This is a genomic window from Actinoplanes sp. NPDC049316 (assembly GCF_040677315.1).
In the GTDB taxonomy this organism is placed as follows: Bacteria; Actinomycetota; Actinomycetes; order Mycobacteriales; family Micromonosporaceae; genus Actinoplanes.
Genome location: NZ_JBFAQM010000002.1, coordinates 347,075 through 370,740 on the forward strand (window position 1 = coordinate 347,075; position 23,666 = coordinate 370,740).

A 23,666-nucleotide genomic window follows, 5' to 3' on the forward strand; every position below is an offset into this window, starting at 1 on the left:
GTCAGCCGAAGAGGGCGCCGGGGATGTCGGCGTAGAAGAGGGCGGGGTCCTGGGAGAGGGATGCCTTGACGTTGGCGGTGGGCCGGTCAGCGATCACCTCGAGCTTGCCCGCTTCCAGCCCGTCCAGGGCCATGCCGACCACCTCGTGGGGCGGGAGTTTGGGGATGTCGTAGCCGGCCATCATGTCGGTGTCGGCGATCGCCAGGGCCAGGGCGGTGACCTGGGTCTTCTGGTCGGCCAGCTCGAGCCGGACGCCGTTGGTGAGTGACCATTCCGCGGCCTTGGAGGCGGCGTAGCCGTTGCTGCTGGGGGCGAAGGCGTACCAGCTCAGCGCCGAGATGACGTTGAGGATGGCGCCGCCGGCGAGCCGGGGGGCGAAGGCGCGGGTGACGGCCAGCGTGCCCCAGAAGTTGGTCTCGAACTCGCGGCGGATGTCGTCGATCGACGGGCCGAGCAGCGGGGCGTCGGTGGAGATGCCGGCGTTGTTGACCAGGATGTCGAGATCGCCCACCTCGGCTGCCGCGGCGTCGATGGACGCCGGGTCGGTGATGTCCAGCTGCAGGGGGACGACGCCGGGGATGTCGATGCGGTCGGGGCGGCGGGCGGTGGCGTACACGGTGGCCGCGCCGCGGGCGAGGAGCGCCTCGGCGAAGGCCTTGCCGAGACCGCGGTTGGCGCCGGTGACGAGAGCTTTCGTGCCGTTGATCTGCATGCCGCCACGCTAAAACCTCACGTTGACGTCAGAGGCAAGGGTTGCGAGGTAGATCACTGTGCGTATCGGGGATCTGCGACTGCGCATGAGCGGCCGGCCGGTCACGCGTTGAGATAGGCGAGGACGGCGAGCACCCGGCGGTTGTCGTCGTCGGAGGGCGGCATCGACAGCTTGGTGAAGATGTTGTTGATGTGCTTGCTGATCGCCTTCTCGGTGATGAACAGCTTCGCCGCGATCGCCGCGTTGGAGCGGCCCTCGGCCATCTGGCCGAGCACCTCGCGTTCGCGCGGGGTGAGCGCGGCGAGCGGCGGGCGCCGGGCGAGCAGCTGCGACACGACCTCCGGGTCCATCGCGGTGCCGCCCGCCGCGACCCGGCGTACGGCGTCGACGAACTGGGCCACGTCGGAGACGCGGTCCTTGAGGAGGTAGCCGACGCCGCCGCGGCGGTCGGTCAGCAGCTCCCGCGCGTACAGCGGCTCGACGTGCTGGGAGAGGACGAGCACGGGCAGCCCGGGCACCTCGGCGCGGGCGGCGATCGCGGCCTGCAGGCCCTCGTCGGTGAACGTGGGCGGCAGCCGTACGTCCACCACGGCGACGTCGGGCCGGTGCCGCAGCAGGGCGGGCAGCAGCGCCGGCCCGGTGTCGACCGCCTCGACGACCTCGAGATCGAACGCCGTGAGGATCCGCGTCAGGCCCTCACGGAGGAGTGCGAGGTCTTCGGCGATGACAACGCGCACGGGAGCTCCATGGTGACGACGGTCGGCCCGCCGGGCGGCGAGGACAGCGTCATCGTGCCATCGAACGCCGCGAGCCGGCGTCCGATGCCGCGCAGCCCGGTGCCGGAGTCCGGATCGGCGCCGCCGCGTCCGTCGTCCAGCACGACCATCGTGAGCCCGCCGTCGGCGTACCGGAGGGAGACCGCGGCGGTGTGCGCGCCGCTGTGCCGGACCACATTGGTCAGGGCCTCCGCGACGGCGAAGTAGGCGGCCGACTCCACCGGGGTCTCGGGCCGGCCCGGCAGGTCGGCCTCGACCCCGACCGGGATCGGCAGGCCGAGGGCGAACGCGCGCACGGCGCCGGCCAGGCCGCGTTCCGCGAGCACCGGAGGGTGGATGCCGCGGACGAGGTGACGCAGCTCGACCAGCGCGGAACCACTGGCCTCGCGCGCCTCGGCAAGCAGCTTGCGCGCGGCCTCCGGGTCGCGCTCCAGCATCTCCTCGGCGAGCCCGATCGTCATGCCGAGCGAGACCAGCCGGGCCTGCGCACCGTCGTGCAGGTCGCGTTCGATGCGGCGCAGCTCGGCCGCCTGGGCGTCCACAGTGTCCGCTCGCGTCTCGGTCAGCTGCGCCACGCGCAGCCGGAGCTCGGCGGCCTTCGTCGGAGCGAGGAACAGCTTGGTGAACCTCGCGTCGACCCAGCGCAGCCCGGGCGCGACGGCGACACCGGCCGCCAGGATCAGCACACCCTGCGGCAGCGACATCATGCCCTCGCCGAGGCTCTGAATGGGCCAGTAGAGCCCGTAGCCGTACGAGTCCAGCCCGAGGGAGAGCCACAGCGGCAGCAGGGTGATGCCCTCGATGCCGTACAGGGGCAGGGCGAGGGTCAGGACTCCGAGGACCAGACCGGCGACGCCACCCGGGAGCAGCCAGGCCAGGTCCCGCCAGGTCGCCGGGTCGGTGAGGATCCACCGGTACCGCCGCCAGCCGCCGGGCAGCGCCTTCTCCGGCCGCGGCGCGTACGGCCGGGCGATCACCACGCCGGCCCGGGCGGCCAGCCGGCGCGCCAGGTCGGCCCGGCCGCGTACGAGCCAGGTGACGAACGGCAACGCCACCATGCCGATGCCGGCGACCGGGGTGAGCGCGAGCGCCACGACCCAGAGCACCAGCAGGGGGAAGTTGGTCAGCGCCAGCGCCACGGCCGCCACGCCGTCGGCCACGGCGCGCAGCCCGTCGCGTACCCAAGCCCGCGTCTCCATCCCGTCATTCTCGGCCGACCGCACCGGGTGAGGCGGTAGTGCTGGCACCCCTCTTCCACGGGGGTCTGCACTCCTGACCGCGCCCGCCGCCGCCGCGAGGCTGGACCCATGACAACGATCGAGCGACCCCGGGCCGCGACCGGCAGCGATTTCGCGGAGCTGGCCCGCCGGATCACCGACGCGGGCCTGCTGGCCCGCAAGCCCGGCTATTACGCCGTACGGCTGAGCGTCGTGGCGCTGATGCTCGCCGGCGGGTGGACCGCCTTCCTGGTCGTCGGCTCGTCCTGGTGGACACTGGCCGTCGCGGCGTTCCTGGCGGTGACCTTCGCGCAGGTGGCGCTGGTGGCTCACGACCTCGCGCACCGGCAGGTGTTCCGCACCAACGAGCCCAGCGCCCGTGCCGGGCGGATCGCCGGGAACCTGGCCATCGGCATGAGCTACGGCTACTGGATGGACAAGCACACCAAGCACCACGCCAACCCCAACCACGACGACCTCGACCCGGACGTCACGCCGGCGGTGCTGGTGTGGTCCACCGAGGCGGCCGGCAACCGGCGCGGACGGTTCAACCGCCGGCTCACCCGCCACCAGGCGTGGCTGTTCTTCCCCCTGCTGACCCTGCTGGGCCTCAGCCTCAAACGGGACAGCATCAACGCCCTGCGCGCGGGTGGCATCAAGCGCCGCGGGCTCGAGACGGGGCTGCTCGCGCTTCATCTCATCGCGTACGTGACGGCGCTGCTGGTCGTGCTCAGCCCGCTGCAGGCGCTCGCCTTCGCCGCGGTGCACCAGGCCCTGTTCGGCGTCTACCTGGGAATGACCTTCGCACCCAACCACAAGGGCATGCCACATCCGACCGGCTCCGAGGACTTCCTGCGCAAGCAGGTGCTCACGTCCCGCAACGTCCGGGGCGGCCGAATCGTCGACATCGCGCTGGGCGGCCTCAACTACCAGATCGAGCACCACCTGTTCCCGGCGATGCCCACGCCGAACCTGCGCCGGGCGCAGCCGATCGTGCAGGCGTACTGCGCGGAGATCGGGGTGCCCTACGAGGTGACCGGGCTGCTCGAGTCGTACGGCATCGCCCTGCGTCACCTGCACGAGGTCGGCGCGCCGCTGCGGTGACCGCCGTTTCGTGCGACGGTGCTTGCACGGACCGGCCCGGGAGGCGCCATGGATCTTCAGCTCAGGGACAAGGTCGCCGTGGTCACCGGCGGCAGCGTCGGCATCGGCCTGGCGGTCGCCCGCGGCCTCGCGGCCGAGGGCGCCCACCTCGCGCTGTGCGCCCGCGACGAGCAACGCCTGCGGTCCGTGGTGGAGGCGATCGCCACGGACTTCGGCGTACGGGCGATCGCCGTCCCCGCCGACGTCGCCCGCCCCGACGGCGTGGCGGCCCTCGCCACGGCGGTGGCCGAGGAGTTCGGCGGGGCCGACATCCTCGTCAACAACGCCGGCACCGGCAGCGAGGAGACCATCCTCGAGGCGCCCGACGACCGCTGGCAGGCGTACTGGGAGCTGCACGTCATGGCGGCAGTCCGCTTGGCCCGCGCCCTGGCGCCGGGCATGAAGGCCCGCGGCGGCGGGGTGATCCTGCACAACGCCTCGATCTGCGCGACGCAGCCGCTGGGCTACGAGCCCATCTACAACGTCACCAAGGCCGCGCTGGTGATGTTCTCGAAGTGCCTCGCCAACGAGCTGATCGGCGACGGCATTCGGGTCAACGCCGTCAACCCGGGGCTGGTGATGACGCCGGACTGGCAGAAGACGGCGAAGCTCCTCACGGCCGGCACGGACACGACGTGGGAGGCGTACCTGCAGAAGGTCGCGGACGACAACGCGCCGATCGGCCGGTTCGCCGCCCCGAAGGAGATCGCCGATCTGTTCGTGTTCCTGTGCTCGCCGCGGGCGAGCTACACGGTCGGCTCGACCTACTACATCGACGGCGGATGGCTCCGTACGACCACATAGGACGATCGTCAACCGCTGAACAGTCAGGGATCTCGGCACCATCGGCGGCCGATGACCCTCCAGCCTCCCTTCGTAGAGTCGCCTCATGCGTCACCAAGAGTGACGCACAACTCACGGGGAGGTCTGAAACGATGCTGTCTGCCCGAAAACCCTTCGCGACGCGCCTGCGACGGCTCGGCGCGCTCCTGGCGGCCGGGGCGCTGTCCGCAACGACGCTGCAGGCGGTCGCCGCCGGCCCGGCGGCCGCCGCCGGGCCCGCCGACCACGTCAACTACTGGAACGGCGTGCTGCTGCAGACGTTCCGGGAGACCGAGGACATCGGCCCAGGCCCGCTCGCCCGCTCCGCGGCCATCATGTACGTGTCCATGTACGACGCCGCGAACTCCGTGCTCTGCGCGCAGCGGGCGGCGGACTGTCTCGGTCAGCCGTACACGTCGAAGGTCGCCGGCGGCGGTGACTTCAACACCGCCATCGACTACGCCGCGCACGACGCGCTCACCGGTGTCTTCGGCCCGCTCGGCTTCGACTTCGACGACGAGCTGACCACGGCGCAAGCCGACATCCCGGCCTCCGCCCAGCAGACCGCGGGCCAGTCGGTCGGGCAGCAGACCGCGGCGGCCACGCTGCAGCGCCGCGCCGACGACCACGCCGGCGACGCGATGACCTACACGCCGGACACCGCCGTCGGCGCCTGGCAGCCGGCCACACCCTCCGGCCCCGTCGTCACGCCGAACTGGGGCAATGTCACCCCGTTCGTCATGGCGAGCGGATCCCAGTTCCGCCCGGACGTGCCCGGCGGCTACCAGACGTACGCCCAGTTGCTGGCCAGCCCCGAATACGCCGAGCAGTTCAACGAGGTCAAGGCGTACGGCGCGGCGAACTCCACCGTACGCACCGCCGACCAGAAGAAGGCAGCCTTCTTCTGGGCGAACGACGGGAACGGCACGTACAAGCCGCCGGGCCAGCTGCTGCAGCACACCCAGATCGTCGCCGACGGCCAGCAGGTGCCGGTCACCTCGAAGGTGAAGCTGTTCGCCCAGGTCGCGACGGCCCTCGCGGACGCCTCGATCCTCGCCTGGGACCGCAAGTTCCTCGGCGCCATCGACCTGTGGCGCCCCGACATGGCCATCCACCAGGCGGACCGCGACGGCAACCCGGACACCGAGGCCGACCCGAACTGGGAGCCCCTGTCGATCGACGCGCAGGGCCGCCACTTCTCCCCGCCGTTCCCGGCGTACGTCTCCGGCCACGCGACGTTCGCCTACACCTGGGCCGAGGTCATGAAGCACTGGTTCGGCCGGGACGACATCACCTACACCGGCACGACCGACGACCCGATGGCCAGCGGCCCCCGCACCTTCACCAGCTTCTCCGCGGCGGCCGACGAGAACGCGCACAGCCGGCTCTGGCTCGGCGTGCACTGGCACTTCGACGCGGACAACGTCCTCAACCCGGGCATCGAACTGGGCGAGTACGCGGTCGACAACGCCATGTACTACAACCGCTCCGACTCAGAACTGCTGTACCTGCACAAGACCGGCGTCACCAACCGGAACGAGTGTGACAACACGGGACGCCAGCTCTCCAACGAACACCGCTGGGAGTTCTACCGCTGCGTCCACAGCAACAACCGCACGGTCTTCGACCTGTACGTCCACTAGTCGGCGAGGGTGGCGCCCGATCGCAGCCGGGCGCCACCTCCCGTCACAGGGGCGTGACGTGGGGCGGCGTCGCGAACCCGGGGGAAATCGTCGATCTGTTGGTGCTCCTGTGGTCGCCGCGGGCGAGCCACATCGCCGGCGGCCGGCTCCGTACGACCACATAGGACAGGACCGCCGCTCGCCAGGGTGATGCAGATCGCAGAGGTACGCGAGATAGCCGACGATATTGATATCAGGCGTTATCTTCCGTTCCATACGTTGTGCCCGTCATGCTTCCCCAACCCATGAGGGCACCCATGAAGACGCGCAAGGCGATCACCGTCGCGACCGCGATCGCGATCCTGGCCGGGATGTTCGGCCTGTCGGCCACCGCCGCCCAGGCAGCACCCGTCCGGCCCGTCACGGCGAGTGCGTCGCCGACCGACAGCGGGCCCTGGCCGATCACCGACGAGAACGGCGTGCAGCGGAGCACGCTGAGCATCGACTGGTCCACCGGCTACGCCATCGCCTGCTACGGCGGCGAGGCCGGGGATGTCCGTATCGAGCTGCGGTTCGAGTCCGGATACATCCAGCGGCGGATCGTTCCCCAGTTCGGTTGTGCCGTCGCGGGGCCGCCCGGTGCCCCCGCGGACGCCGGGCCCCCCGTCGCGGTGCGCGGCGTCGTCGGCGACTTCGCCAACCCCTGGCACGAGAACGTCTGACCACCATCGGACGGAGGCGCCCCCAGCAGGAGTCGAACCTGCGGCCTCGACGTTCGTAGCGTCGCGCGCTGTCCAGCTGCGCCATGGGGGCGTTACGGGGAGAAGGGTTCCGAGGGGGCGGTGAGCCTGCGCGTTGGCCGGGTAGCGCAAGTGTTCCCTGCCGGCGAGCCCGGCGGTCGTCCTACCCGCCGTGGCCGGCCCGCACCGGCCACCGCCCCTCGAGGTCTGCGAAGCGGACCGGTCCCGAGGGCGGCGACCGCGGTGATCAGCCGCGTCGTCGCTCGGGCCGGGCCCGGCACATCCGCAGACCGGGTGTTCGCTTCGCGGTACTACCGTGCATGCCAACTCCCTCCGGTCCGATCTCCCGTGCGCGACGGGGCATACGTTAGGGCGCCCGGTCGAGCGCCCTCAACGCATTTACCTCGGCGCGCCCAGGTCGTCGAGGGCCTTGACCGCGCCGCGGTGCAGGGTCACCGGTTCGGTCCTGCGGGCCTTGTCGAGGGTGATCTCCTTGCCGGCCGCGTTGGCCTGGGCGAGCTGGGGCTGCTTCTCGAACAGCGTCCTGGCCAGCACGCAGGCGACGTTCGCGTCCAGGTTCTCGCGGACCAGCAAAAGGTTCGGGACCACGATGGTGTTCACGTCCGCCGCCGACTTGTACGTGGCCGCGGGGATCGTGCCCTGCTCGTACACCGGATTGATCTTCTTGAGGTCCGCGAGGACCGGCGTCACGTCGAGGAACTGGACCTGGTCGCCCGCCGTGGTCAGCAGGTCCGTGATGCCGGGGGTGGGCAGGCCGCCGGACCAGAACAGCGCGTCGATCGAGCCCTCCTTCATGCCGTCGACGGTCTTGGCGAGGTCGAGCCGCTGCGCCTGGACGTCCTTGGCCGGGTCGAGGCCCGCCGCGGTCAGCACGCGGTTGGCGATGACCTCGGTGCCGGATTTCGGGGAGCCGGTGGAGACACGTTTGCCGCGCATTCCCGCGACGTCCTTGATGCCGGCCGCTTTCCGGACGATGACCTGGGTGTAGTTGGTGTGGATGCGGGCCAGCGCCTGCACGGGTTGCTTCGCGGTGAAGCTGTTGGTGCCGTTGACCGCGTCGGCCGCGCTGTCGGCGAGCGAGAACGCCACGTCGAACTCGCCCGCGACGAGCTGCTGGATGTTCTGCACGGAGGCGCCGGTCTCCGAGGCGGTCGCCTTCAGCTTGCCGCCGGTGGCGCCGATCTGTTCCGCGTACGCGTTGCCCAGCGCGAAGTAGACGCCGGTGGAGTTGCCGGTGGCGATGCCGACGCGGGTCTCCTTGGCGACGTCACAGGTGATCGCCCCGCCGGTGTCGGTGTCGGCCGCGTCCTGTTTGCCCCCGCACCCGGTGAGCGCCAGCGTGGCGACCGCCGCCCAGGCCCATGCCTTCTTCATGCTCGAGTCCTCCCCGTCAGCTGCGAACGATCTTCTTGTGGCCGCCGGACGTACGCGATGCCGGCGGCCAGAGCCAGCGCCACTGCGCCGGTCGCGATGGTCCACGGCGCCAGGTAGAGCAGGAGCAGTCCCGCGAGGCCGCCGAGGATGCGGCTGGGCGTACCCGCGGGCCCGATGCCCGACACCCAGGCCCCGGTCGCCACCGCGAGCCCGGCCACCGCGAGGGCCGCGACGGCGGTGGCCCACAGGATCCCGGTGATCGGGCCGCGGGCCAGCAGGTACTCCCCCGGATCCGTGAGCACGAAGGCGATCGGCGCCAGGAAGGCCGGCAGCGCGTACTTGAGGGCCTGCCACATCGTGGGCACCGCCCGGCCGCCCGTGATCGCGCTCGCGCCGACCGCCGCCAGGGCCGTCGGGGGCGTGACCTCGGAGAGCACCGAGTAGTAGAAGACGAACATGGCGGCGGCCGGCGCGGACACCCCGAGGCCGAGCAGGGCCGGGCCGATGATGACCCAGCCGATGATGAAGCTGGCGGTCACCGGCACGGCGAGGCCGAGCAGGGCGAGCGCGACAGCGGCCAGGACCACCGTGAGCGCCAGCACCGCCACCGGGTTCTCGGTGATCGCGCGGGCGCCGCTGACCAGCAGCGATGCCAGCTGCGCGCCGAGGCCGGTCTTCGTCGTGGTCGCGGTGATGATGCCGGCCGCGGTGCAGACGGCCACGACGGGCAGGACTCCGCGTACGCCCGCGGACAGCGCCGCGAACAGCCGCTGCGGCGTCAGCCACGCCTTGCGGTCGAGGAAGGACAGGGCCGCCGCCAGCACGGTCGCGTACACCACCGCGCGGGTGGCGCTCTGCCCGAGGGCGAGCAGCACGACGATGAGCACGAGCGACGAGAAGTGGTATCCGAAGCGGGCCAGCAGCCGCAGCGCGCCGAGCGTGGGCGCCTCGACGGCCCGTACCCCGAAGCGCCGCACGTCGATCTCGACGGCGAGCAGGATGCCCAGGTAGTAGAGGACCGTGGGGATCATCGCCCAGCCGAGCACGGTCAGGTAGGAGACGTCGAGGTACTCCGCGACGATGAACGCCGCGGCCCCGAGCGTCGGCGGCGACAGGATCGCGCCGACGCCCGCCGCGGCGAGCATCCCGCCGGCCTGCTCCGGCGGGTAGCCGGCCCGGCGCAGCATCGGCCAGGTCACCGCGCCGACGCTGACGGCGGTCGCGGTCCCGGATCCGGACACGGTGCCGAGCAGGAAGCCCGCGGCGACAGCCGTACGGCCGGCCGCGCCGCGCGACTTGCGGAAGGCGGCGACGGACAGGTCGACGAAGAAGCGGCTCGCCCCGGACAGGTCCAGCACCGCCCCGTAGATCGTGAACAGCACGATGTAGGTGGCCGCGACGTCCAGCGGAGTGCCGTAGAAGCCGCTCGCCGAGTTGTAGAGCGCGTCGACGATCTGGGCGAAGTCGAGCCCCGAGTGCGCGATGGTCCAGCTCTGCGGCAGCAGACCGCCGTAGTAGCCGTACGCCAGGAAGCCGAGGCACACGATCGGCAGGGCGAGCCCGGTCGTCCGCCGGCACGCCTCGACGACGAGCACCAGCAGCACCGCGCCGGCGATGACGTCGGAGGTGTCGAGCAGGCCCTGGCGGTCGAGGAAGCCGTTGTAACCGCCGGTGAGCGGGTTGAGCGGGTACAGGCAGACGAGCAGGGTGGCCACGGCCAGGATCCAGTCGCCGGCGGTGGGCCGGTTCGGGTGTCTGCGGGCGGCGCCGGGCAGGCCGCTGCGGTAGACGAGGAAGGCGAGCGGCAGCGTGCCGGCGAGGAAGACGATCAGGTAGTACTGGCTGCCCTGCGCCAGGGGCCGGAAGACCTGCCACAGCACGAGCAGCGCGACGGCGAAGGCGACGGTCGCGACCCCGGCGCCGACTTTGCCGCCGAGGGCCCGGGCCGGGCGCTCCTCCTCGTCGTAGTGGACGGCCGGCGGCTCGTGGTCGGCGTCGGCGGGGGCGGCCGTGGCCGCCGTGGACACCGGTCCGACGGGCTCGCCGGGGGCCGTCGCACGGTCGACCGGACATCGACGGTTGACCATGGAAGGACGCTACTATGCAGGGCGCTTCTTGTAACGTGACATTTCCGCGGCGGCGGATGACGGCTGTACGGACAGAGTCACAAAAAGGGCAAAAGTAGTTTCCGGGAACCCGATCGCCGCGTTGATTGGGGTTATGGTGCGACGTTCATCGCTGCAGGAGATCCGCGAGCAGACCTACAAGGACCGCGACGCGTGGTGGACGGTGCTGCTCGTCGATCCCGTGGCGGTCCGGCTCGTCCGGCTCGTCTCGCCGTACCGCCGGATCACCCCGAACCTGCTCACCGGGGTGGCCACGCTCTTCGGCCTCGGCGCGGCCGCCTGCTTCGCGATGCAGGACCGCTGGTGGCTCGTCGCGGGCGCGCTGCTGTTCCACGTGAGCTTCATCGTCGACTGCATGGACGGCAAGATCGCCCGGCTGAACGGCACGGGCTCCCTGTTCGGCACGTGGTTCGACTTCATGTTCGACCGTCTGCGCGTCTTCGGCTGCGCGCTGGCCCTGTTCGGCGGCCAGTACGCGAGGACCGGCTCGAGCGCGTACATGTGGGTCCTGGCGGTCGTGGTCTTCCTGGACCTGTCCCGCTACCTGAACTCGCAGCAGATGGCGAAGGTCCGCCAGAGCATGCGCGACCAGCTCGTCGAGGCCCGCGGCCCGGTCCCGCCGCCGGGCCCGGACGACCCCGCCGCCCAGGTGATCCCGCACGGCCCCCGCGCCCGCGTGCGTCACCTGCTGCACTCGCACCGGATCCGGACGCACCTGGTCAGCGGCATCGAGTTCGAGATGGCCGTGTTCATCGTCGGCCCGCTGACCGGCTGGGTGATCCAGACGCCGATCGTGGCGGGCGCGCTCCTGCTCGCCTTCGAGCTGTTCCTCGTCTTCCGGCTCTGGCAGGCGACCCGGGCGTTCCCGGTGGCCCTCGCCCGGGAACACGCGGCGGCCGCGGTGAGCGCGGCGGCCCCGGCGCAGCCGCAGGACGCGGACCGCAAGCTCAGCCCGGCCCCCCACCGGTAGTGCCGTTGGTCCTGATCGGCCACCCCCATGTGGGGGTGGCGGAGCCCCGGTCGCGGGAGCAGCCTGGAGCACATGGCGGCGACAGAGAGCACGGCGGCGTTCCGTGCGGCCCGGGACTTCCTGCTGGAGCACCGCGAGGACTACGCCGGCGCCTACGCCGGCTTCGAGTGGCCGCGGCTGGGTGAGTTCAACTGGGCGCTCGACTGGTTCGACGTCATCGCCGAGGGCAACGACGACCCGGCGCTGTGGATCGTCGAGGAGGACGGCTCCGAGCGGCGCTTCTCGTTCGCCGAGATGGCGCAGCGCTCCAACCGGGTGGCGAACTGGCTCCGCGCGCGCGGTGTGCGCCGCGGCGACCGCGTCGTGCTCATGCTCGGTAACCAGGTGGAGCTCTGGGACGCCATCCTCGCCATGATGAAGCTGGGCGCGGTCATCATCCCGGCGACGCCGCTGCTCGGGGCCGCGGACGCCCGCGACCGGGTGGCCCGGGGCGAGGCTCAGCACGTCATCGCGCTGTCGTCCGCGACGGACCGGTTCGCCGACGTCGACGCGGCGGTCACCCGCATCGCCGTGGGCCCGCCCGCCGAGGGCTGGCACACGTTCCACGACGCGTACGCCGGGAGCGCGGACTTCAGCCCAGACGGCGTCACGAAGGCCACGGACACGCTGCTGCTGTACTTCACCTCCGGCACGACGGCCCGCCCGAAGCTGGTGGAGCACACCCACGCCTCGTACCCGGCCGGGCACATCTCCACGATGTACTGGATCGGTCTGCGGCCGGGCGACGTGCACCTGAACATCTCGTCGCCGGGGTGGGCCAAGCACGCGTGGAGCAACGTGTTCGCGCCGTGGAACGCGCAGGCGTGCGTCTTCATCTACAACTATTCGCGCTTCGACGGTGTCCGGCTGCTGCGGGAGATGCAGCGGTGCGGTGTCACGAGCTTCTGCGCGCCGCCGACCGTCTGGCGCATGCTCATCCAGTCGGATCTCAGCGTGCTCAGCACGCCGCCGCGCGAGGTGGTCGGCGCCGGCGAGCCGCTCAACCCCGAGGTCATCGAGCAGGTGCAGAAGGCTTGGGGCGTCACCATCCGCGACGGGTTCGGCCAGACCGAGACGACGCTGCAGATCGCGAACACCCCGGGTCAGCCGGTGCGGCCCGGATCGATGGGGCGGCCCGTTCCGGGCTACCGCGTGGTGCTGATCGATCCGCCCACCGGCGAACAGGCGGAGCAGGGCGAGATCTGCCTCGAGCTCGATCCCCGGCCGCTCGGCCTGATGGTCGGCTACCACGGCGACGACGAGCTCACCGCGAACGCCATGGCCGGCGGTTACTACCACACCGGCGACATCGGCTCGCGGGATGCGGACGGCTACATCACGTACGTCGGGCGGACCGATGACGTCTTCAAGGCCTCCGACTACCAGATCTCACCGTTCGAGCTGGAGAGCGTGCTGATCGAGCACGAGGCCGTGGTGGAGGCGGCCGTCGTGCCGTCGCCGGACGCGCTGCGGCTCTATGTGCCCAAGGCGTACGTGGTGCTGGCCGAGGGGTGGGCCGCCGACGACGCCACGGCTCAGTCGATCTTCGCGCACTGCCGCGCGCATCTGTCGCCGTACCAGCGGATCCGCCGGCTCGAGTTCACCGAGCTGCCCAAGACGATCTCCGGCAAGATCCGGCGGGTCCAGCTGCGCGAGGCCGAACGGGTCAAGTACGCCGCCCCGGGCGCGGCCCCGGCCACCGAGTTCCGGGACACGGGAGCCCGCGGCGGATCACCGGAGTGACCCGCCGCGGGACGCCGCCGGTCAGCAGCGACCGAGGTCCTCCCACTGCTGGGTCCAGCCCGGCTCCGAGCCCTGCGTCCAGTACCGGGCCCGCCACAGGTGCTTGCCCTCACCGGAGGCCGGCCCGCTCGGGTCGCCGTACTTGCTCTTCTCGTGCTTGACCGTCTGGCCCGCCGTGTAGACCGTGCCGAAGGCCCACTCCGGCGCGGTCGAGCAGTTGCCCGCCGGCGGCGGCGTGCCGGGCGACGAGGGCGGGGTGGTCGGCGTCGACGGCGGGTTTGTGGGTGGCGTGGTCGAGCATCCGCTGCCGGACGAGTCCACCGTGTCCGTGAAGGCCGTGCCCGACGACCGGTATCCGGCCGCCCGCGAGGAGACCTGGGCCGGCGTCAGCGCCTGGTTCTTCGCGAACAGCACCCAGTCGACCTGCTGGATGTACGTGGACAGCCCACCCGTGTGCGCCGCCGTGTCGATGAACCACAGGTTCCAGTTGATGGTCATCGTCTGGCGCGGGTAGTACTTGCCCGAGTGGTCGCCGACCTGCACCCCGTCGATGTAGTAGATGACGTGGCCGTTCGCGACGGTGACCACGAGGTCGTGCCAGCCGTTGAGCGAGCTGCGCTGCTCCGAGTGCACGTTGTCGGCGTACCAGGGATCGGCGCGGTACGTGTACCAGGTGGTCTGGTAGTTGATCGGGCCGGTCTCGCCCCAACCCCCGTTCGGCAGGTACTCGGAGACGTCCAGCTCGCTGTACGTCGGGTCGAGGTCGCCGTTGAGCGGGCTGATCGTGAAGAACGTCTCGTTGATGTGGTCGCCGTCGTTGCCGCCGACCGGGGTGTCGGTGAAGCGGACGCGGCTGGCGTACGTGCCCTCGAAGAAGCGCTTCTGGGTGCTGTAGAGCTCGGCCTGGTTGGTGCCGGCGCCGGTGCCGTCGGTGGACGCGGTGAGCTGCATGACCTTCTGGCCGTCCGCGGTGGGGAAGGTGATGCTGTTCGGCGACCAGGTGGCGCCGGGGACGCCGGGTCCGCCGGAGTAGCTGCGCGGGGTCCAGCCGTGCGCCGACAGGTTGGCGTCGCTCGACGACGAGTAGGCGAAGTCGTCGAACAGGTAGCCGCAGTCGGCAGCCGAGGCGCTGGTCGCGGTCGCGAGGACCGCGGCGGCGCCGAACGCGCCCACCACGGCGACCGCGGCCAGCGCGGACATTGATTTACGTCTGTCGATGGACATGAGCGGGGTCCTCCAGTACGGGGGAAAGGGGATGGACCTACCTGACCGCGCCGGCGGTCATTCCGGCTCGGATGTGGCGCTGGAAGGCGACGTAGGCGATCAGTACCGGCAGCATGGCGATCGTCAGGCCGGCGAACAGACCGCTCCAGTCGCTGCGGTAGCCCTGGCTGACCGACAGGGCGGCCAGACCCTGCGCCAGGACGTACCGGTCCGGGTCGGGGTTGAGAACCAGCGGCAGCAGGTACTGGTTCCAGAGCCCGAGGAAATTGAAGATGCCGACCGCCACGAGCCCCGGCCGGGCCATCGGCAGCATGACGCGGAAGAACACCGCGCCGTGCGAGCAGCCGTCGAGGAAAGCCGCCTCCGCCACCTCGGCCGGCAGGTTGCGGAAGAACGCGTGCAGGAAGAAGACCGTGAACGGCACGGCGTACGCGGCGTACACGAGGATCAGCCCCTGGTACGTGCCCAGCAGCCCCAGTTGCTGCACGACGAAGAACAGCGGCACCAGGGCCAGGAACACCGGGAAGAACATGGCCGCGACGAACGTGTAGTAGATGATCCGGTTGCCGCGGAACTCGTAGCGGGCGAGGGCGTACGCGACCAGCGAGCCGAGCAGCATCGTCAGGGCCAGCGCCCCGCCGACGACGACGAGGCTGTTGAAGAAGTAGCGGCCGATGCTGGCCTCGGTCCACGCCCGGGCCCAGTTGCCGGGCTGCGGGGAGGACGGCAGCGACCACGGGTCGTTGAGGATCTCGTCGTCGGTCTTGAACGAGCTGACCACCGCCCACAGCAGCGGCAGCGCGGTGACCACGGCCCAGGCGAGCATCGCCAGGTGCACCGGGACCGTTCGCAGCGAGCGCGGCGGCCGGGCCGGCCTGCCACCCGGTTCGGGTACGGGCGGCGACGGGCTGGACCGGGGCGGGGAGACGGAGAGCGTCATGTTGCCTCCACTGTGGACCGGCGGCCGCCGCGCAGGGCGAGCACCGCGAGCGTCAGCGTGGCGAAGAACAACGTGACCCCCATGGCCGACGCGTAGCCGAACTTCCCGTACTGGAAGGCGTTGCGGTAGAGGGAGAGCCCGATGACCTCCGTGGCGCCGTCGGGCCCTCCCGGTCCCACCGTCATCACCTGGACCACCGCGAACGCGTCCAGCGCCGCGATGCCCAGATAGACGAACGCGACCTGCACGGTGTCGCGGACCAGCGGCAGGGTCACGTTGCGGAACGTCGCCCAGCCGCCGGCGCCGTCGAGGACCGCCGCCTCGAACAGCTCGTGCGGGATGCCGTCGATGGCCGCACTGAACAGCACCACGTAGAAGCCCACCGACGACCAGATGAGCACCGCCATCACGGCCGGCAGGGCCAGCGACGGCGAGGCCAGCCACGAGGCGGCCAGCCCGCCCAGCCCCACCGCCCGCAGCGCGCCGTTGAGCAGGCCGGTGTTGGGGTTGTAGACGAAGCTCCACAGCACCGCCACCACGACGAGCGAGAGCAACTGCGGGAAGAAATAGATGATCTGGTACGCGCCCGCGCCGGGCACCGAGCGCCGGCCACCACGGCCGCCGAGGTGGAGCATGCTGGCGAGGAACAGGCCGATGGCGACCGTGACGAGCGGGACCACGACGAGCAGCAACGCGTTGTTGCGTACCGCGTCCACGAAGAGCGAGTCCTCGGTGAGGCGGCGGTAGTTGTCCGCCCCGACGAAACGCGCCTCGCCGGCCACACCGGTCCAGTCCGTGAGCGACAGGTAGAACGCCTGCGCGTACGGCGACAGCACGAAGACGACGTGCAGGACCAGCGCGGGGATCAGCGCCCCGGCGAGGAACCGCCACCGGCCGTGCCTCATCAGCGCGTGTACTTCTGCACGGACGAGTCCTTGGCGATGCCGTCGGCCGCCTTCTGGATGCGGTCCGACCACTGCGCCGCGGTGATGCGCTTGTTCACCAGTTCGCCTGTGGCGTCGTCCACCGCCTTGGCGAGCGGGGCGTACCACGTCCGGAAGCGGTAGGTGAAGGTCTCGGGTCCCGCGGCCGTCACCGCGTCGCGGACCGAGGAGAGGCCGCTGCTCAGCGTCAGTCCGTCGGTCGCGCCGGCGACCGCGGGCAGCGTGCCGGCGGACTGCGCGAAGGCCTTCGCCGACTGCTTCGAGAACAGGATCCGCAGGTACTCCATGCCGCCGGCCGGGTTCTTCGCCTTGGCCGGCACCAGGAACGACTCGCTGCTCGCCGCCTGCACGGCGGTCTGCTTGAGCTGGTCCGCGGTCGTCCGCGACGGCACCGCGCCCATCACCATGTCGAAGCCGTCCGGGGTGACACCCTTCTGCTCGCTCTCCAGCCACGAGCCGCACGGGATGAACGCGGCCTTGCCCTGGCACCACGCGGCCTGCGCCTCGGTGTGCGACAGCGCCTCCGAGCCCGACATGATGTAGCCCTTGGCGGCCAGCTCGGCGAACGCCTCCGCCGCGCTGACGAGTCCGGGGGCCTTCCACGCGTCGGGCTCGAGGTTGTCCACGGCCTTGACCAGCGCGAGGCCGCCGGTCTTCGCGGCCATCGACAGCAGCGGGTCGTTGATGTACTCCGGGTACTTGCCCTGGTACGTCCACGGCGCGATGCCCGCGGCCTTGATGGTCGCGCACAGCGCGAGCATGTCGTCCCAGGTCTTCGGGTACGCCCAGCCCTTGGCCGCGAACAGCTTCTTCGAGTACCAGAGCCCCCACACGGTGTACGTGAAGTTGAGCGTCCGCGGCACCTTGTCGAACGTGCCGTCCTCCACCACGCCGGGCAGCAGCGTGTCGCGCACCTTCTTCGACGGGTCGTCGAACGCCGGGGCGTCCAGCAGCGCGGTCAGGTCGGAGACCTGCTTGGCCCCCACGAGAGTGGCGATGTCGAGGCGGTCGGCGCCGGTGTTGTCCACGACGTCCGGGGGCGTGTTCGCGACGAACCGGGGCTGCAGCGCGACGCCGACCTTCTGCAGTCCCTTGTGGTCGATCTTCGCGCCGGCGTACTTCTGGCTGTAGAGGGCCTCGGCGTGCTTGGCGTAGTCGTCGCCGTACCCGCCCTTGAAGATGACGACCTCGAGCGGGGCGTCGGCCTTGACGCCCAGCGGATTGTCGGCACTCTTCGTGCCGGTGTTGCCGGCGGCGGGGTCGTCGCCGCCGCCTCCACCGGTCACGCACGCGCTGAGCAGGGGTACGGCGGCACCGGCGGTGAGCGCGGTGCGTATCAGGGTTCGTCTCGTCGGGGACATCGGGCCACGCCCTTTCTATGCGGTACGCCGGATGCGCCCGGCGTACCGCTCCTCGAGCTGTTTGTTGTGTTCACGCCCGCCCGGCACGTTGTCGGACAGGTAGACCGGCGGCGTCTCGCCCAGCGCCAGCAGCCGGGCCACCACCTCGGTGACGATCTGCTGGGCCAGCAGCGCCGCGGTGATCGAGGAGACCCCGCCGACGGCGCCGTCGCCGTAGGACAGGGCCGCGTCGCCGTACGGGGCACCGTTGTCCAGCACGACGTCCGCGAGATCGGTGAGCTTGAGCCCGCTCTCGTGCCGCGACTCCACCCGTGCCGAGTGCTCCAGCGAGGTGATCGCGACGAGGGCGTGGCCGCGCTGCTTGACCAGCTGGGCCATCTCGACGACCGCGCCGTTGACGCCGGAGTTGCTGGCGATGACGAACGCGTCGTCGGGCTTAATCGGGGCGAGCTCGTAGAGCCGGTGCGCCACCCGCGGGGTGCGTTCCAGCTGCGGGTCGGCGAGCACGCTCGCAGGCTCGCCGCCGTACAGGACGATGTCCCGCAAGGCGATCTTGTTGGTCGGCACCAGGCCGCCGGCCCGGCCGGCGATCTCCATGGCGAGCGCCTCGGAGTGGCCGCAGCCGAACGCCTGGATCACCCCGCCGGCCTGCAGGGTCGCGGTGAACAGGTCGGCGGCGCGGGCCACCAGGTCGCCCTGGGTGGTGCCGACCCGGTCGATCGCAGCCCGGATCGTCTCGACGTAGTCGGCGCTCGTGATGGTCACAGCGGCTTGTCCCTCCGTGCTCGCTTGCGGTTGGCGGGGGTGTCCGGCACGCGGTGGGCGTCCACGGCGCGCACGGTGAGCTCGAGCGCCTCGGCGGTGCGCTCGTACGTGCGCTGGGCGACAGCCACGTAGATCAGGTCGAGGATGAGCAGCTGGGAGTGCAGCGCGGAGAGCGCCGCCAGCCGGAACGTGGTCTCGTGCACCGAGGTGGTGAAGACGACGTCGGCGACCTCGGCGAGCGGGGACCGGCCGAACGACGTGACCGCCACGGTCAGCGCCCCGTGGTCGGCGGCCTCCGCGAGCATCTCGATCGCCTCCCGGGTGCGCCCCGAGTGGGACAGGGCGATCGCCACGTCACCCGGGCCGAGCAGCGCCGCGTTGGTGAGCGCGGTGTGCGTGTCCGCCCGGTACCGCACCGGAATCCGGATGCGCTCCAGGCGGAAGGCCATCTCACTGCCCGCCGTACCGCTGCTGCCCAGGCCGAAGATCTCCACCCGGCCGGCGCCGGCTATCGCGGCGGCGACCCGCTCGATCGCGTCGGTGTCGAGCCCGGCGGCGGTGGCCTGGATGGCGCGGGTGTCGGCCGCGGTGATGATGTCGAGGACCTTCTCGGTCTGGTCGCCCGGGTTGATGTCGCCGCTGATGTCGGTCTCCCAGCGGGCCTGCTCGGCGCGGCCGGTCTCGGTGGCCACGGCGACGCGCAGGTTCGCGTACCCCTTGAAGCCGAGGGCCCGCGAGAAGCGGGTGACCGTCGCGGTGGAGGTCCCGGACCGCTCGGCCAGGTCCACGATGCTGGCGTGGGCGGCCGTCTCGGGGTCGGCGAGGATCGTCTCGGCGATCTTCGCCAGCGCCTCGGGCATGGTCGGTCCCTCGATGCGCAGCCGCACCAGCAGCCCGCCGCTCTCACCCGTCATTGTGGTCCTCGTTTTCATCGAACAGCTATGCCGATGAAAATTACGACCACTTCGGCGTCTGGTCAACAACAAGTTTCTATGTTTCGATCGGCGCCATGATGCTCGTAGTGGGCGTGGACGCCGGCGGCACGGCCTCGCGGGCGGTCGTCGCGACGACCGACGGCACGATCGTCGGCCGCGGGTCGGCCGGGCCGGGCAACCCCACCTCCGTGGGTGGTCCCGCCGCTGCCGAAGCCATAAGTACGGCGATACGCACAGCACTAGGGATTCACGGACCGGCCTCCGTGATCGCGGGCGTGGCCGGAGTCGCAGGCGTCGCCGTGCTGTCCGACCCCACGGTCGCCGCCACGTTCGACGACGCATGGGCCGCCCTCGGGCTGACCTGCCCCTTCACCGTCACCGGCGACGCGGTCACCGCCTTCGCCGCGGGTGTCTCGGCGCCCGGCGGCGCGGTGCTCATCGCGGGCACCGGCGCGGTCGCCGCCCGCATCGAGAACTGGCACATCCAGCGCACCGCCGACGGCCTCGGCTGGCTCCTCGGCGACGAGGGCTCCGGCCACTGGCTCGGCCTCCAGGCGGTCCGCGCCACCGCCCGCGCCTGGCCCGCCACGGCCACCACCCCGCCACCCGGCCTCGCCACCGCCGTCGCCGCCCACGCCGGCGCGGCCACCTGCGACGACCTCGTCACCTGGGCCGTACGCCAGCCCCCGTCGGCGTTCGCCGCGCTCGCCCCGCTGGTCTGCGGCTGCGACGACCCGCTCGCGGTCCGCCTCACCACCGAGGCGGCCACCCGCCTGCTCGCGACCCTGAGCGACCTCGGCCCGCCGGACGGCCCGGTGGTGCTGGCGGGCGGCCTGCTGACCGGCGCCACCCGGATCCGCGCCGAGCTCCTGACCGCCCTCCCGGACGCCGCGACGGCCCGCGACCCGGCGGCCGCGGCGGCGTGGCTGGCCCTGCGCCGCACCCTCGAGCTGGACGCCGGCTCAGCCGCCGACCTCCACCGCCGGATGCTCGCTCAGGCTCCGCTCAGCGCAGGGCGGTGAGGTCGGGGGCGATCAGGACCTTGATGTGGTTGCCGCTGTCCGCGTCGGCGAACGCCGCGGCCGCCTGGTCCAGCGGCCGGATCGCCGTCACGAAGTCGGAGGACGTGACGACGCCCTTCTGCAGGAGCGTGATCGCGTCCGCGAAGTCCTCCGGCAGGTAGGTGGCGCTGCCCTGAATGCGCAGCTGGCTGTCCTGCACCAGCGCGAGCGGCAGGCGTACGTCGCCCGGCGGGACGCCGACCACGACCACCGTCCCGCCCTTGTTCGCGATGGCCAGGGCCTGGTGCAGGGTCGGCTCCTCGGCCACGCAGTCGAAGACCACGTCCGCGCTCTCGCCCAGCTCGTCGCGTACCCGATCGGCCGCGTCCGGCAGGGAGGCGTCCACGACGGCGTCCGCGCCGAAGGCCGTGGCCCGGTCCCGGCGCTGCGCCGAGCGGGCCGTCATCACGATGCGCCGGGCGCCCTGTTCCCGCGCGACGCGCAGCGTGAGCAGGCCGATCGTGCCCGCGCCGAGGATGGCGACCGCGCGGCCGTCGAGCGGGCCGGCCAGCCGCGCCGCGTGCACCGGGGTGGCGAGCGGTTCGATGAGCGCGGCCGTCGCGTCGTCCAGGTCCTCCGGGATCACGTGGATGCGGCGGGCGTCGACGGTGAACAGGTCCGCCATGCCGCCCTGCTCCGAGCCGCAGCCGAAGAAGCCGAGGTTCTCACAGAGGTTCTCGCGGCCGGCGCGGCACTGCTTGCACGCCCAGCACGGCAGGTCGGGCTCGACCGTGACGCGCTTGCCCGGCTGCACGGTGGTCACGTCGGGGGCGACGGCCGTCACCAGCCCGACCACCTCGTGGCCGGGGGCGTACGGCGGTGTCACGTTGGGGTGGCGGCCGTGCAGCGTGTGCGTGTCCGAGCCGCAGACGCCGGAGACCGCGGTCCGCACCAGGACCTCCCCCGGTCCGGGCGCCGGCTCGGGGGCATCGACGACCTGCACGCCGTCCGGGGTGACGACCACCTTGCGGATCATTGAACTTTTTTCAACGTGGCGGGGCCGGCAATACCCGCCGGCGACCGACGGCCTGCACGGTCAGGCTCGATGCCAGGTTGAAAAAGGTTCATTCCCGGAGGATAGTCCGCCGTCGCGGACCCGGCCGGGCGAAGCACTACGGTAGGGAGGTGCGTGCAGCGACGATGGCCGACATCGCCCGGCGCGCCGGCGTGTCACGCATCGCGGTGTCGTACGCGCTCAACGGTCGTCCCGGCGTCTCCGCCGACCTGCGCGAGCGCATCCTGGACATCGCACGCGAGCTCGGCTACCGGGCCAACGGTCCGGCGCTGGCGTTGCACGGCGCCGCCGCGCGGGCGGTCGGTTTCGTGCTGCTGCGCTCGTCGGCCGCGCTGACCGTCGAGGTCTTCCGGCGGCAGCTCATCGCCGGGATCCAGGCCGAGCTGTCCGGGCACGGCTTCGCGCTGGCGCTGCAGATGGTGACCGACCTCGACGAGGAAACCCGGGTGCACCGGCGGTGGGCCGCCGAACGCCGGGTCGACGGCGTGCTCATCTGCGATCCGCGCCCCGACGATCCGCGCATCGCCGCGGTACGCGCGCTGCGGCTGCCGGCGGCGCTCATCGGCGTCACGCCGGACGAACGGCTGCCCGGCGCCTGGTGCGACGACGTGCCGTGGTCCCGGGAGCTGGCCGATCACCTCGCCGGCTTGGGCCACCGGCACATCGCCCGGGTCAGCGGCCCGGACGGCATGCTGCACACCGCCGTCCGCGACGAGGCGCTGCGAACGGCCGCCGGCGCGCACGGCGTACGGACCACGATCGTCCGCGGCGACTACACGGGCGAATCGGGGGCACGGCTCACCCGGCAGCTGCTGCAGGACCCGCGACGGCCGACCGCGATCGTGTACGACAACGACGTCATGGCCATCGCCGGGCTGGGCGTCGCGGGCGAGCTCGGGCTGACCGTGCCGGGCGATTTGTCCATCGTGGCATGTGAGGATTCCCCGCTGTGCCAGGTCGTCGGGCCGCCGCTGACCGTCGTACGCCGGGACATCGCCGCGTACGGGGCCTTGGCGACGGCGCAGCTCTTCGTGGCGCTGGAGGGTACGGGCGGCCCGCCGGTGCAGGCCCGCGGCGGCCACCTGGAGATCCGCCGCAGCACCGGCCCCGCGCCAGGGACGGATCGGGGCGATCCGCTCGATCCGGGGCTGGGGACGGATCGGGGCGATCCGCTGGATTCCGGGCCCAATGGCACTGGGCGACAGTGGCGACCGTGAGTTAACGTCGGCCGACGTGCGGGAAGTCGATCTCCTCCAGGCGGCGACGAAAACTCTGCGTGAGGGCTACACCTCACGCCGTCAGGTGCTGCGAATGCTCCCGGCCGGGCTGGGCGCGCTTTTGCTGAGCGCGTCGGACGTACCGGCAGCCGATGAGCATCAGCCGCGGGCCATCGCGACGCCGCGCGCGCCCGGAGCGCCGAAGCCGGCGCCGCCGCGGCATGGCGGCGCGCCCGATCAGCACGGCCGCGCCGCGTTGAGCCGTCCCGTGTTCACGCTGCGTGAGTACCGCAGGGCGGTGCCCGGCCCGGCCTTCCCCCGCGACGCGGTCGCGCTGACCATCGACGACGGGCCGCATCCGGTGTGGACACCGAAGATCCTCCGGCTGCTGGCCCACCACCACGTGCCGGCCACCTTCTGCATGATCGGCAACCAGGTGCTCGGGCACGAGGCGACCGCCCGCGACGTCGTCCGCGACGGCCACCAGGTCGCCAACCACACGTGGAGCCACCCCACCCACCTCGCCCGCAAGCACGGCGCCAAGGTCAGCAAGGAGATCGAACGCGCCCAGGACAAGATCTACAGCACGACCGGGCACACCCCGGCGGTGTTCCGCTCCCCCGGCGGCGACTGGTCGTCCACTGTGCTCGGCGCGGCGGCGAACGCGGGCATGGTGCCGCTGGACTGGAGCGACGACCCCCGCGACTGGTCCCGCCCCGGCACGGCCGCCATCCGCCGGCGCCTGCTGGCCGCCCGCCCGGGTCAGATCCTGCTGTGCCACGACGGCGGCGGGGACCGCTCCCAGACGTACGCGGCGCTCAAGACCGTCGTCCCGGCCCTGAAGGCGCGGGGCTACCGCTTCATCGCCCTCGACGGCCGCCGGTAGCCCGCCAAGCGCT

General features: G+C 71.7%; 21 protein-coding genes and 1 tRNA gene. 9 read left to right on the forward strand and 13 right to left on the reverse strand.

Going from position 1 to position 23,666, the window contains the following annotated elements; genetic code table 11:
• Nucleotide 1: 1 nt before the first annotated feature.
• The 3 genes from AB0K03_RS04150 to AB0K03_RS04160 form a co-directional block, all read right to left on the reverse strand.
• Nucleotides 2-712 carry an SDR family oxidoreductase gene (locus AB0K03_RS04150; RefSeq protein WP_364680194.1) on the reverse strand — a complete coding sequence of 237 codons (711 nt, stop codon included), beginning with the start codon at nucleotides 710-712 and terminating at the stop codon, nucleotides 2-4.
• Nucleotides 713-813: 101 nt separating this feature from the next.
• Nucleotides 814-1,449, reverse strand: a complete 636-nt coding sequence (locus tag AB0K03_RS04155; protein ID WP_364680197.1) for a response regulator transcription factor — start codon at nucleotides 1,447-1,449, stop codon at nucleotides 814-816.
• Entirely contained in the window at nucleotides 1,401-2,687 is a 1,287-nt protein-coding gene (locus tag AB0K03_RS04160; protein WP_364680200.1) for a sensor histidine kinase, read from the reverse strand. Before AB0K03_RS04160 ends, AB0K03_RS04155 begins: the two co-directional genes overlap by 49 nt.
• A gap of 108 nt (nucleotides 2,688-2,795) precedes the next feature.
• Between AB0K03_RS04160 and AB0K03_RS04165 the strand changes: the two genes are divergently transcribed.
• The 4 genes from AB0K03_RS04165 to AB0K03_RS04180 all read left to right on the forward strand — a co-directional run bounded on the left by AB0K03_RS04165 (nucleotide 2,796) and on the right by AB0K03_RS04180 (nucleotide 7,014).
• Nucleotides 2,796-3,809, forward strand: coding sequence for an acyl-CoA desaturase (locus AB0K03_RS04165; RefSeq protein WP_364680202.1), 1,014 nt, complete (start codon nucleotides 2,796-2,798; stop codon nucleotides 3,807-3,809).
• A 48-nt stretch (nucleotides 3,810-3,857) separates the two neighbouring features.
• Complete coding sequence (locus tag AB0K03_RS04170) at nucleotides 3,858-4,652, forward strand: SDR family oxidoreductase (protein ID WP_364680205.1); 795 nt, start codon at nucleotides 3,858-3,860, stop codon at nucleotides 4,650-4,652.
• A gap of 131 nt (nucleotides 4,653-4,783) precedes the next feature.
• Complete coding sequence (locus AB0K03_RS04175; RefSeq protein ID WP_364680207.1) at nucleotides 4,784-6,313, forward strand: vanadium-dependent haloperoxidase; 1,530 nt, start codon at nucleotides 4,784-4,786, stop codon at nucleotides 6,311-6,313.
• A gap of 296 nt (nucleotides 6,314-6,609) precedes the next feature.
• Complete coding sequence (locus AB0K03_RS04180; protein WP_364680209.1) at nucleotides 6,610-7,014, forward strand: hypothetical protein; 405 nt, start codon at nucleotides 6,610-6,612, stop codon at nucleotides 7,012-7,014.
• Nucleotides 7,015-7,031: 17 nt separating this feature from the next.
• On the opposite strand, the gene AB0K03_RS04185 is transcribed toward AB0K03_RS04180, so the two are convergent.
• The 3 genes from AB0K03_RS04185 to AB0K03_RS04195 all read right to left on the reverse strand — a co-directional run bounded on the left by AB0K03_RS04185 (nucleotide 7,032) and on the right by AB0K03_RS04195 (nucleotide 10,514).
• A tRNA-Arg gene (locus AB0K03_RS04185) sits at nucleotides 7,032-7,105 on the reverse strand.
• A 326-nt stretch (nucleotides 7,106-7,431) separates the two neighbouring features.
• Nucleotides 7,432-8,427, reverse strand: a complete 996-nt coding sequence (locus AB0K03_RS04190) for a TAXI family TRAP transporter solute-binding subunit (protein ID WP_364680212.1) — start codon at nucleotides 8,425-8,427, stop codon at nucleotides 7,432-7,434.
• Nucleotides 8,424-10,514 (reverse strand): TRAP transporter fused permease subunit, encoded by a 2,091-nt coding sequence (locus tag AB0K03_RS04195; RefSeq protein WP_364680215.1) that lies wholly within the window; start codon nucleotides 10,512-10,514, stop codon nucleotides 8,424-8,426. The genes AB0K03_RS04190 and AB0K03_RS04195 overlap by 4 nt, the downstream gene beginning before the upstream one ends.
• Before the next feature lie 133 nt (nucleotides 10,515-10,647).
• On the opposite strand from AB0K03_RS04195, the gene AB0K03_RS04200 reads away from it, so the two are divergent.
• Both AB0K03_RS04200 and AB0K03_RS04205 read left to right on the forward strand, forming a co-directional pair.
• The gene (locus tag AB0K03_RS04200) at nucleotides 10,648-11,523 is read left to right on the forward strand and encodes a CDP-alcohol phosphatidyltransferase family protein (protein WP_364680218.1); all 876 of its coding nucleotides are present in this window, start codon (nucleotides 10,648-10,650) and stop codon (nucleotides 11,521-11,523) included.
• Nucleotides 11,524-11,595: 72 nt separating this feature from the next.
• Complete coding sequence (locus tag AB0K03_RS04205; protein ID WP_364680220.1) at nucleotides 11,596-13,305, forward strand: AMP-binding protein; 1,710 nt, start codon at nucleotides 11,596-11,598, stop codon at nucleotides 13,303-13,305.
• Between the two features lie 21 nt (nucleotides 13,306-13,326).
• Here the strand turns inward: AB0K03_RS04205 and AB0K03_RS04210 are convergent, their stop codons facing one another.
• From AB0K03_RS04210 to AB0K03_RS04235, 6 genes are all read right to left on the reverse strand, one after another.
• Entirely contained in the window at nucleotides 13,327-14,529 is a 1,203-nt protein-coding gene (locus AB0K03_RS04210) for a glycosyl hydrolase (protein ID WP_364680222.1), read from the reverse strand.
• Nucleotides 14,530-14,566: 37 nt separating this feature from the next.
• Nucleotides 14,567-15,355 (reverse strand): carbohydrate ABC transporter permease, encoded by a 789-nt coding sequence (locus AB0K03_RS04215; RefSeq protein WP_364680722.1) that lies wholly within the window; start codon nucleotides 15,353-15,355, stop codon nucleotides 14,567-14,569.
• Nucleotides 15,356-15,465: 110 nt separating this feature from the next.
• Nucleotides 15,466-16,374, reverse strand: a complete 909-nt coding sequence (locus AB0K03_RS04220; RefSeq protein ID WP_364680223.1) for a sugar ABC transporter permease — start codon at nucleotides 16,372-16,374, stop codon at nucleotides 15,466-15,468.
• Nucleotides 16,374-17,774, reverse strand: a complete 1,401-nt coding sequence (gene ngcE / locus AB0K03_RS04225) for an N-acetylglucosamine/diacetylchitobiose ABC transporter substrate-binding protein (protein WP_364680226.1) — start codon at nucleotides 17,772-17,774, stop codon at nucleotides 16,374-16,376. The genes AB0K03_RS04220 and ngcE overlap by 1 nt, the downstream gene beginning before the upstream one ends.
• Before the next feature lie 15 nt (nucleotides 17,775-17,789).
• A complete protein-coding gene (locus tag AB0K03_RS04230; RefSeq protein ID WP_364680228.1) occupies nucleotides 17,790-18,539 on the reverse strand; it encodes an SIS domain-containing protein in 750 nt (249 codons plus the stop codon).
• Nucleotides 18,536-19,453, reverse strand: coding sequence for a MurR/RpiR family transcriptional regulator (locus AB0K03_RS04235; protein WP_364680229.1), 918 nt, complete (start codon nucleotides 19,451-19,453; stop codon nucleotides 18,536-18,538). Before AB0K03_RS04235 ends, AB0K03_RS04230 begins: the two co-directional genes overlap by 4 nt.
• 95 nt (nucleotides 19,454-19,548) lie before the next feature.
• Between AB0K03_RS04235 and AB0K03_RS04240 the strand changes: the two genes are divergently transcribed.
• Nucleotides 19,549-20,496, forward strand: coding sequence for a BadF/BadG/BcrA/BcrD ATPase family protein (locus AB0K03_RS04240; RefSeq protein WP_364680232.1), 948 nt, complete (start codon nucleotides 19,549-19,551; stop codon nucleotides 20,494-20,496).
• Here the strand turns inward: AB0K03_RS04240 and AB0K03_RS04245 are convergent.
• Nucleotides 20,480-21,511: a zinc-binding dehydrogenase gene (locus tag AB0K03_RS04245; protein WP_364680235.1), complete on the reverse strand. Its 1,032-nt coding sequence runs from the start codon at nucleotides 21,509-21,511 to the stop codon at nucleotides 20,480-20,482. The two genes, AB0K03_RS04240 and AB0K03_RS04245, sit on opposite strands and share 17 nt — an antisense overlap.
• A gap of 149 nt (nucleotides 21,512-21,660) precedes the next feature.
• Here AB0K03_RS04245 and AB0K03_RS04250 point away from each other — a divergent pair, with 149 nt between their 5' ends.
• Both AB0K03_RS04250 and AB0K03_RS04255 read left to right on the forward strand, forming a co-directional pair.
• Nucleotides 21,661-22,767, forward strand: a complete 1,107-nt coding sequence (locus AB0K03_RS04250) for a LacI family DNA-binding transcriptional regulator (protein WP_364680238.1) — start codon at nucleotides 21,661-21,663, stop codon at nucleotides 22,765-22,767.
• 16 nt (nucleotides 22,768-22,783) lie between these two features.
• A complete protein-coding gene (locus AB0K03_RS04255; RefSeq protein WP_364680240.1) occupies nucleotides 22,784-23,653 on the forward strand; it encodes a polysaccharide deacetylase family protein in 870 nt (289 codons plus the stop codon).
• Nucleotides 23,654-23,666: the final 13 nt, after the last annotated feature.

Excerpts from the sequence above, each read along its gene's own strand:
- AB0K03_RS04205 (WP_364680220.1), top strand. The coding sequence starts at position 11,596 with ATGGCGGCGACAGAGAGCACGGCGGCGTTCCGTGCGGCCCGGGACTTC.
- AB0K03_RS04180 (WP_364680209.1), top strand. The coding sequence starts at position 6,610 with ATGAAGACGCGCAAGGCGATCACCGTCGCGACCGCGATCGCGATCCTG.
- AB0K03_RS04220 (WP_364680223.1), bottom strand. The coding sequence starts at position 16,374 with ATGAGGCACGGCCGGTGGCGGTTCCTCGCCGGGGCGCTGATCCCCGCG.
- AB0K03_RS04215 (WP_364680722.1), bottom strand. The coding sequence starts at position 15,355 with ATGCTCGCCTGGGCCGTGGTCACCGCGCTGCCGCTGCTGTGGGCGGTG.
- AB0K03_RS04200 (WP_364680218.1), top strand. The coding sequence starts at position 10,648 with ATGGTGCGACGTTCATCGCTGCAGGAGATCCGCGAGCAGACCTACAAG.
- AB0K03_RS04170 (WP_364680205.1), top strand. The coding sequence starts at position 3,858 with ATGGATCTTCAGCTCAGGGACAAGGTCGCCGTGGTCACCGGCGGCAGC.
- AB0K03_RS04245 (WP_364680235.1), bottom strand. The coding sequence starts at position 21,511 with ATGATCCGCAAGGTGGTCGTCACCCCGGACGGCGTGCAGGTCGTCGAT.
- AB0K03_RS04150 (WP_364680194.1), bottom strand. The coding sequence starts at position 712 with ATGCAGATCAACGGCACGAAAGCTCTCGTCACCGGCGCCAACCGCGGT.
- AB0K03_RS04190 (WP_364680212.1), bottom strand. The coding sequence starts at position 8,427 with ATGAAGAAGGCATGGGCCTGGGCGGCGGTCGCCACGCTGGCGCTCACC.
- AB0K03_RS04210 (WP_364680222.1), bottom strand. The coding sequence starts at position 14,529 with ATGTCCATCGACAGACGTAAATCAATGTCCGCGCTGGCCGCGGTCGCC.
- AB0K03_RS04195 (WP_364680215.1), bottom strand. The coding sequence starts at position 10,514 with ATGGTCAACCGTCGATGTCCGGTCGACCGTGCGACGGCCCCCGGCGAG.
- AB0K03_RS04160 (WP_364680200.1), bottom strand. The coding sequence starts at position 2,687 with ATGGAGACGCGGGCTTGGGTACGCGACGGGCTGCGCGCCGTGGCCGAC.
- AB0K03_RS04235 (WP_364680229.1), bottom strand. The coding sequence starts at position 19,453 with ATGACGGGTGAGAGCGGCGGGCTGCTGGTGCGGCTGCGCATCGAGGGA.
- ngcE (WP_364680226.1), bottom strand. The coding sequence starts at position 17,774 with ATGTCCCCGACGAGACGAACCCTGATACGCACCGCGCTCACCGCCGGT.
- AB0K03_RS04175 (WP_364680207.1), top strand. The coding sequence starts at position 4,784 with ATGCTGTCTGCCCGAAAACCCTTCGCGACGCGCCTGCGACGGCTCGGC.
- AB0K03_RS04240 (WP_364680232.1), top strand. The coding sequence starts at position 19,549 with ATGATGCTCGTAGTGGGCGTGGACGCCGGCGGCACGGCCTCGCGGGCG.
- AB0K03_RS04165 (WP_364680202.1), top strand. The coding sequence starts at position 2,796 with ATGACAACGATCGAGCGACCCCGGGCCGCGACCGGCAGCGATTTCGCG.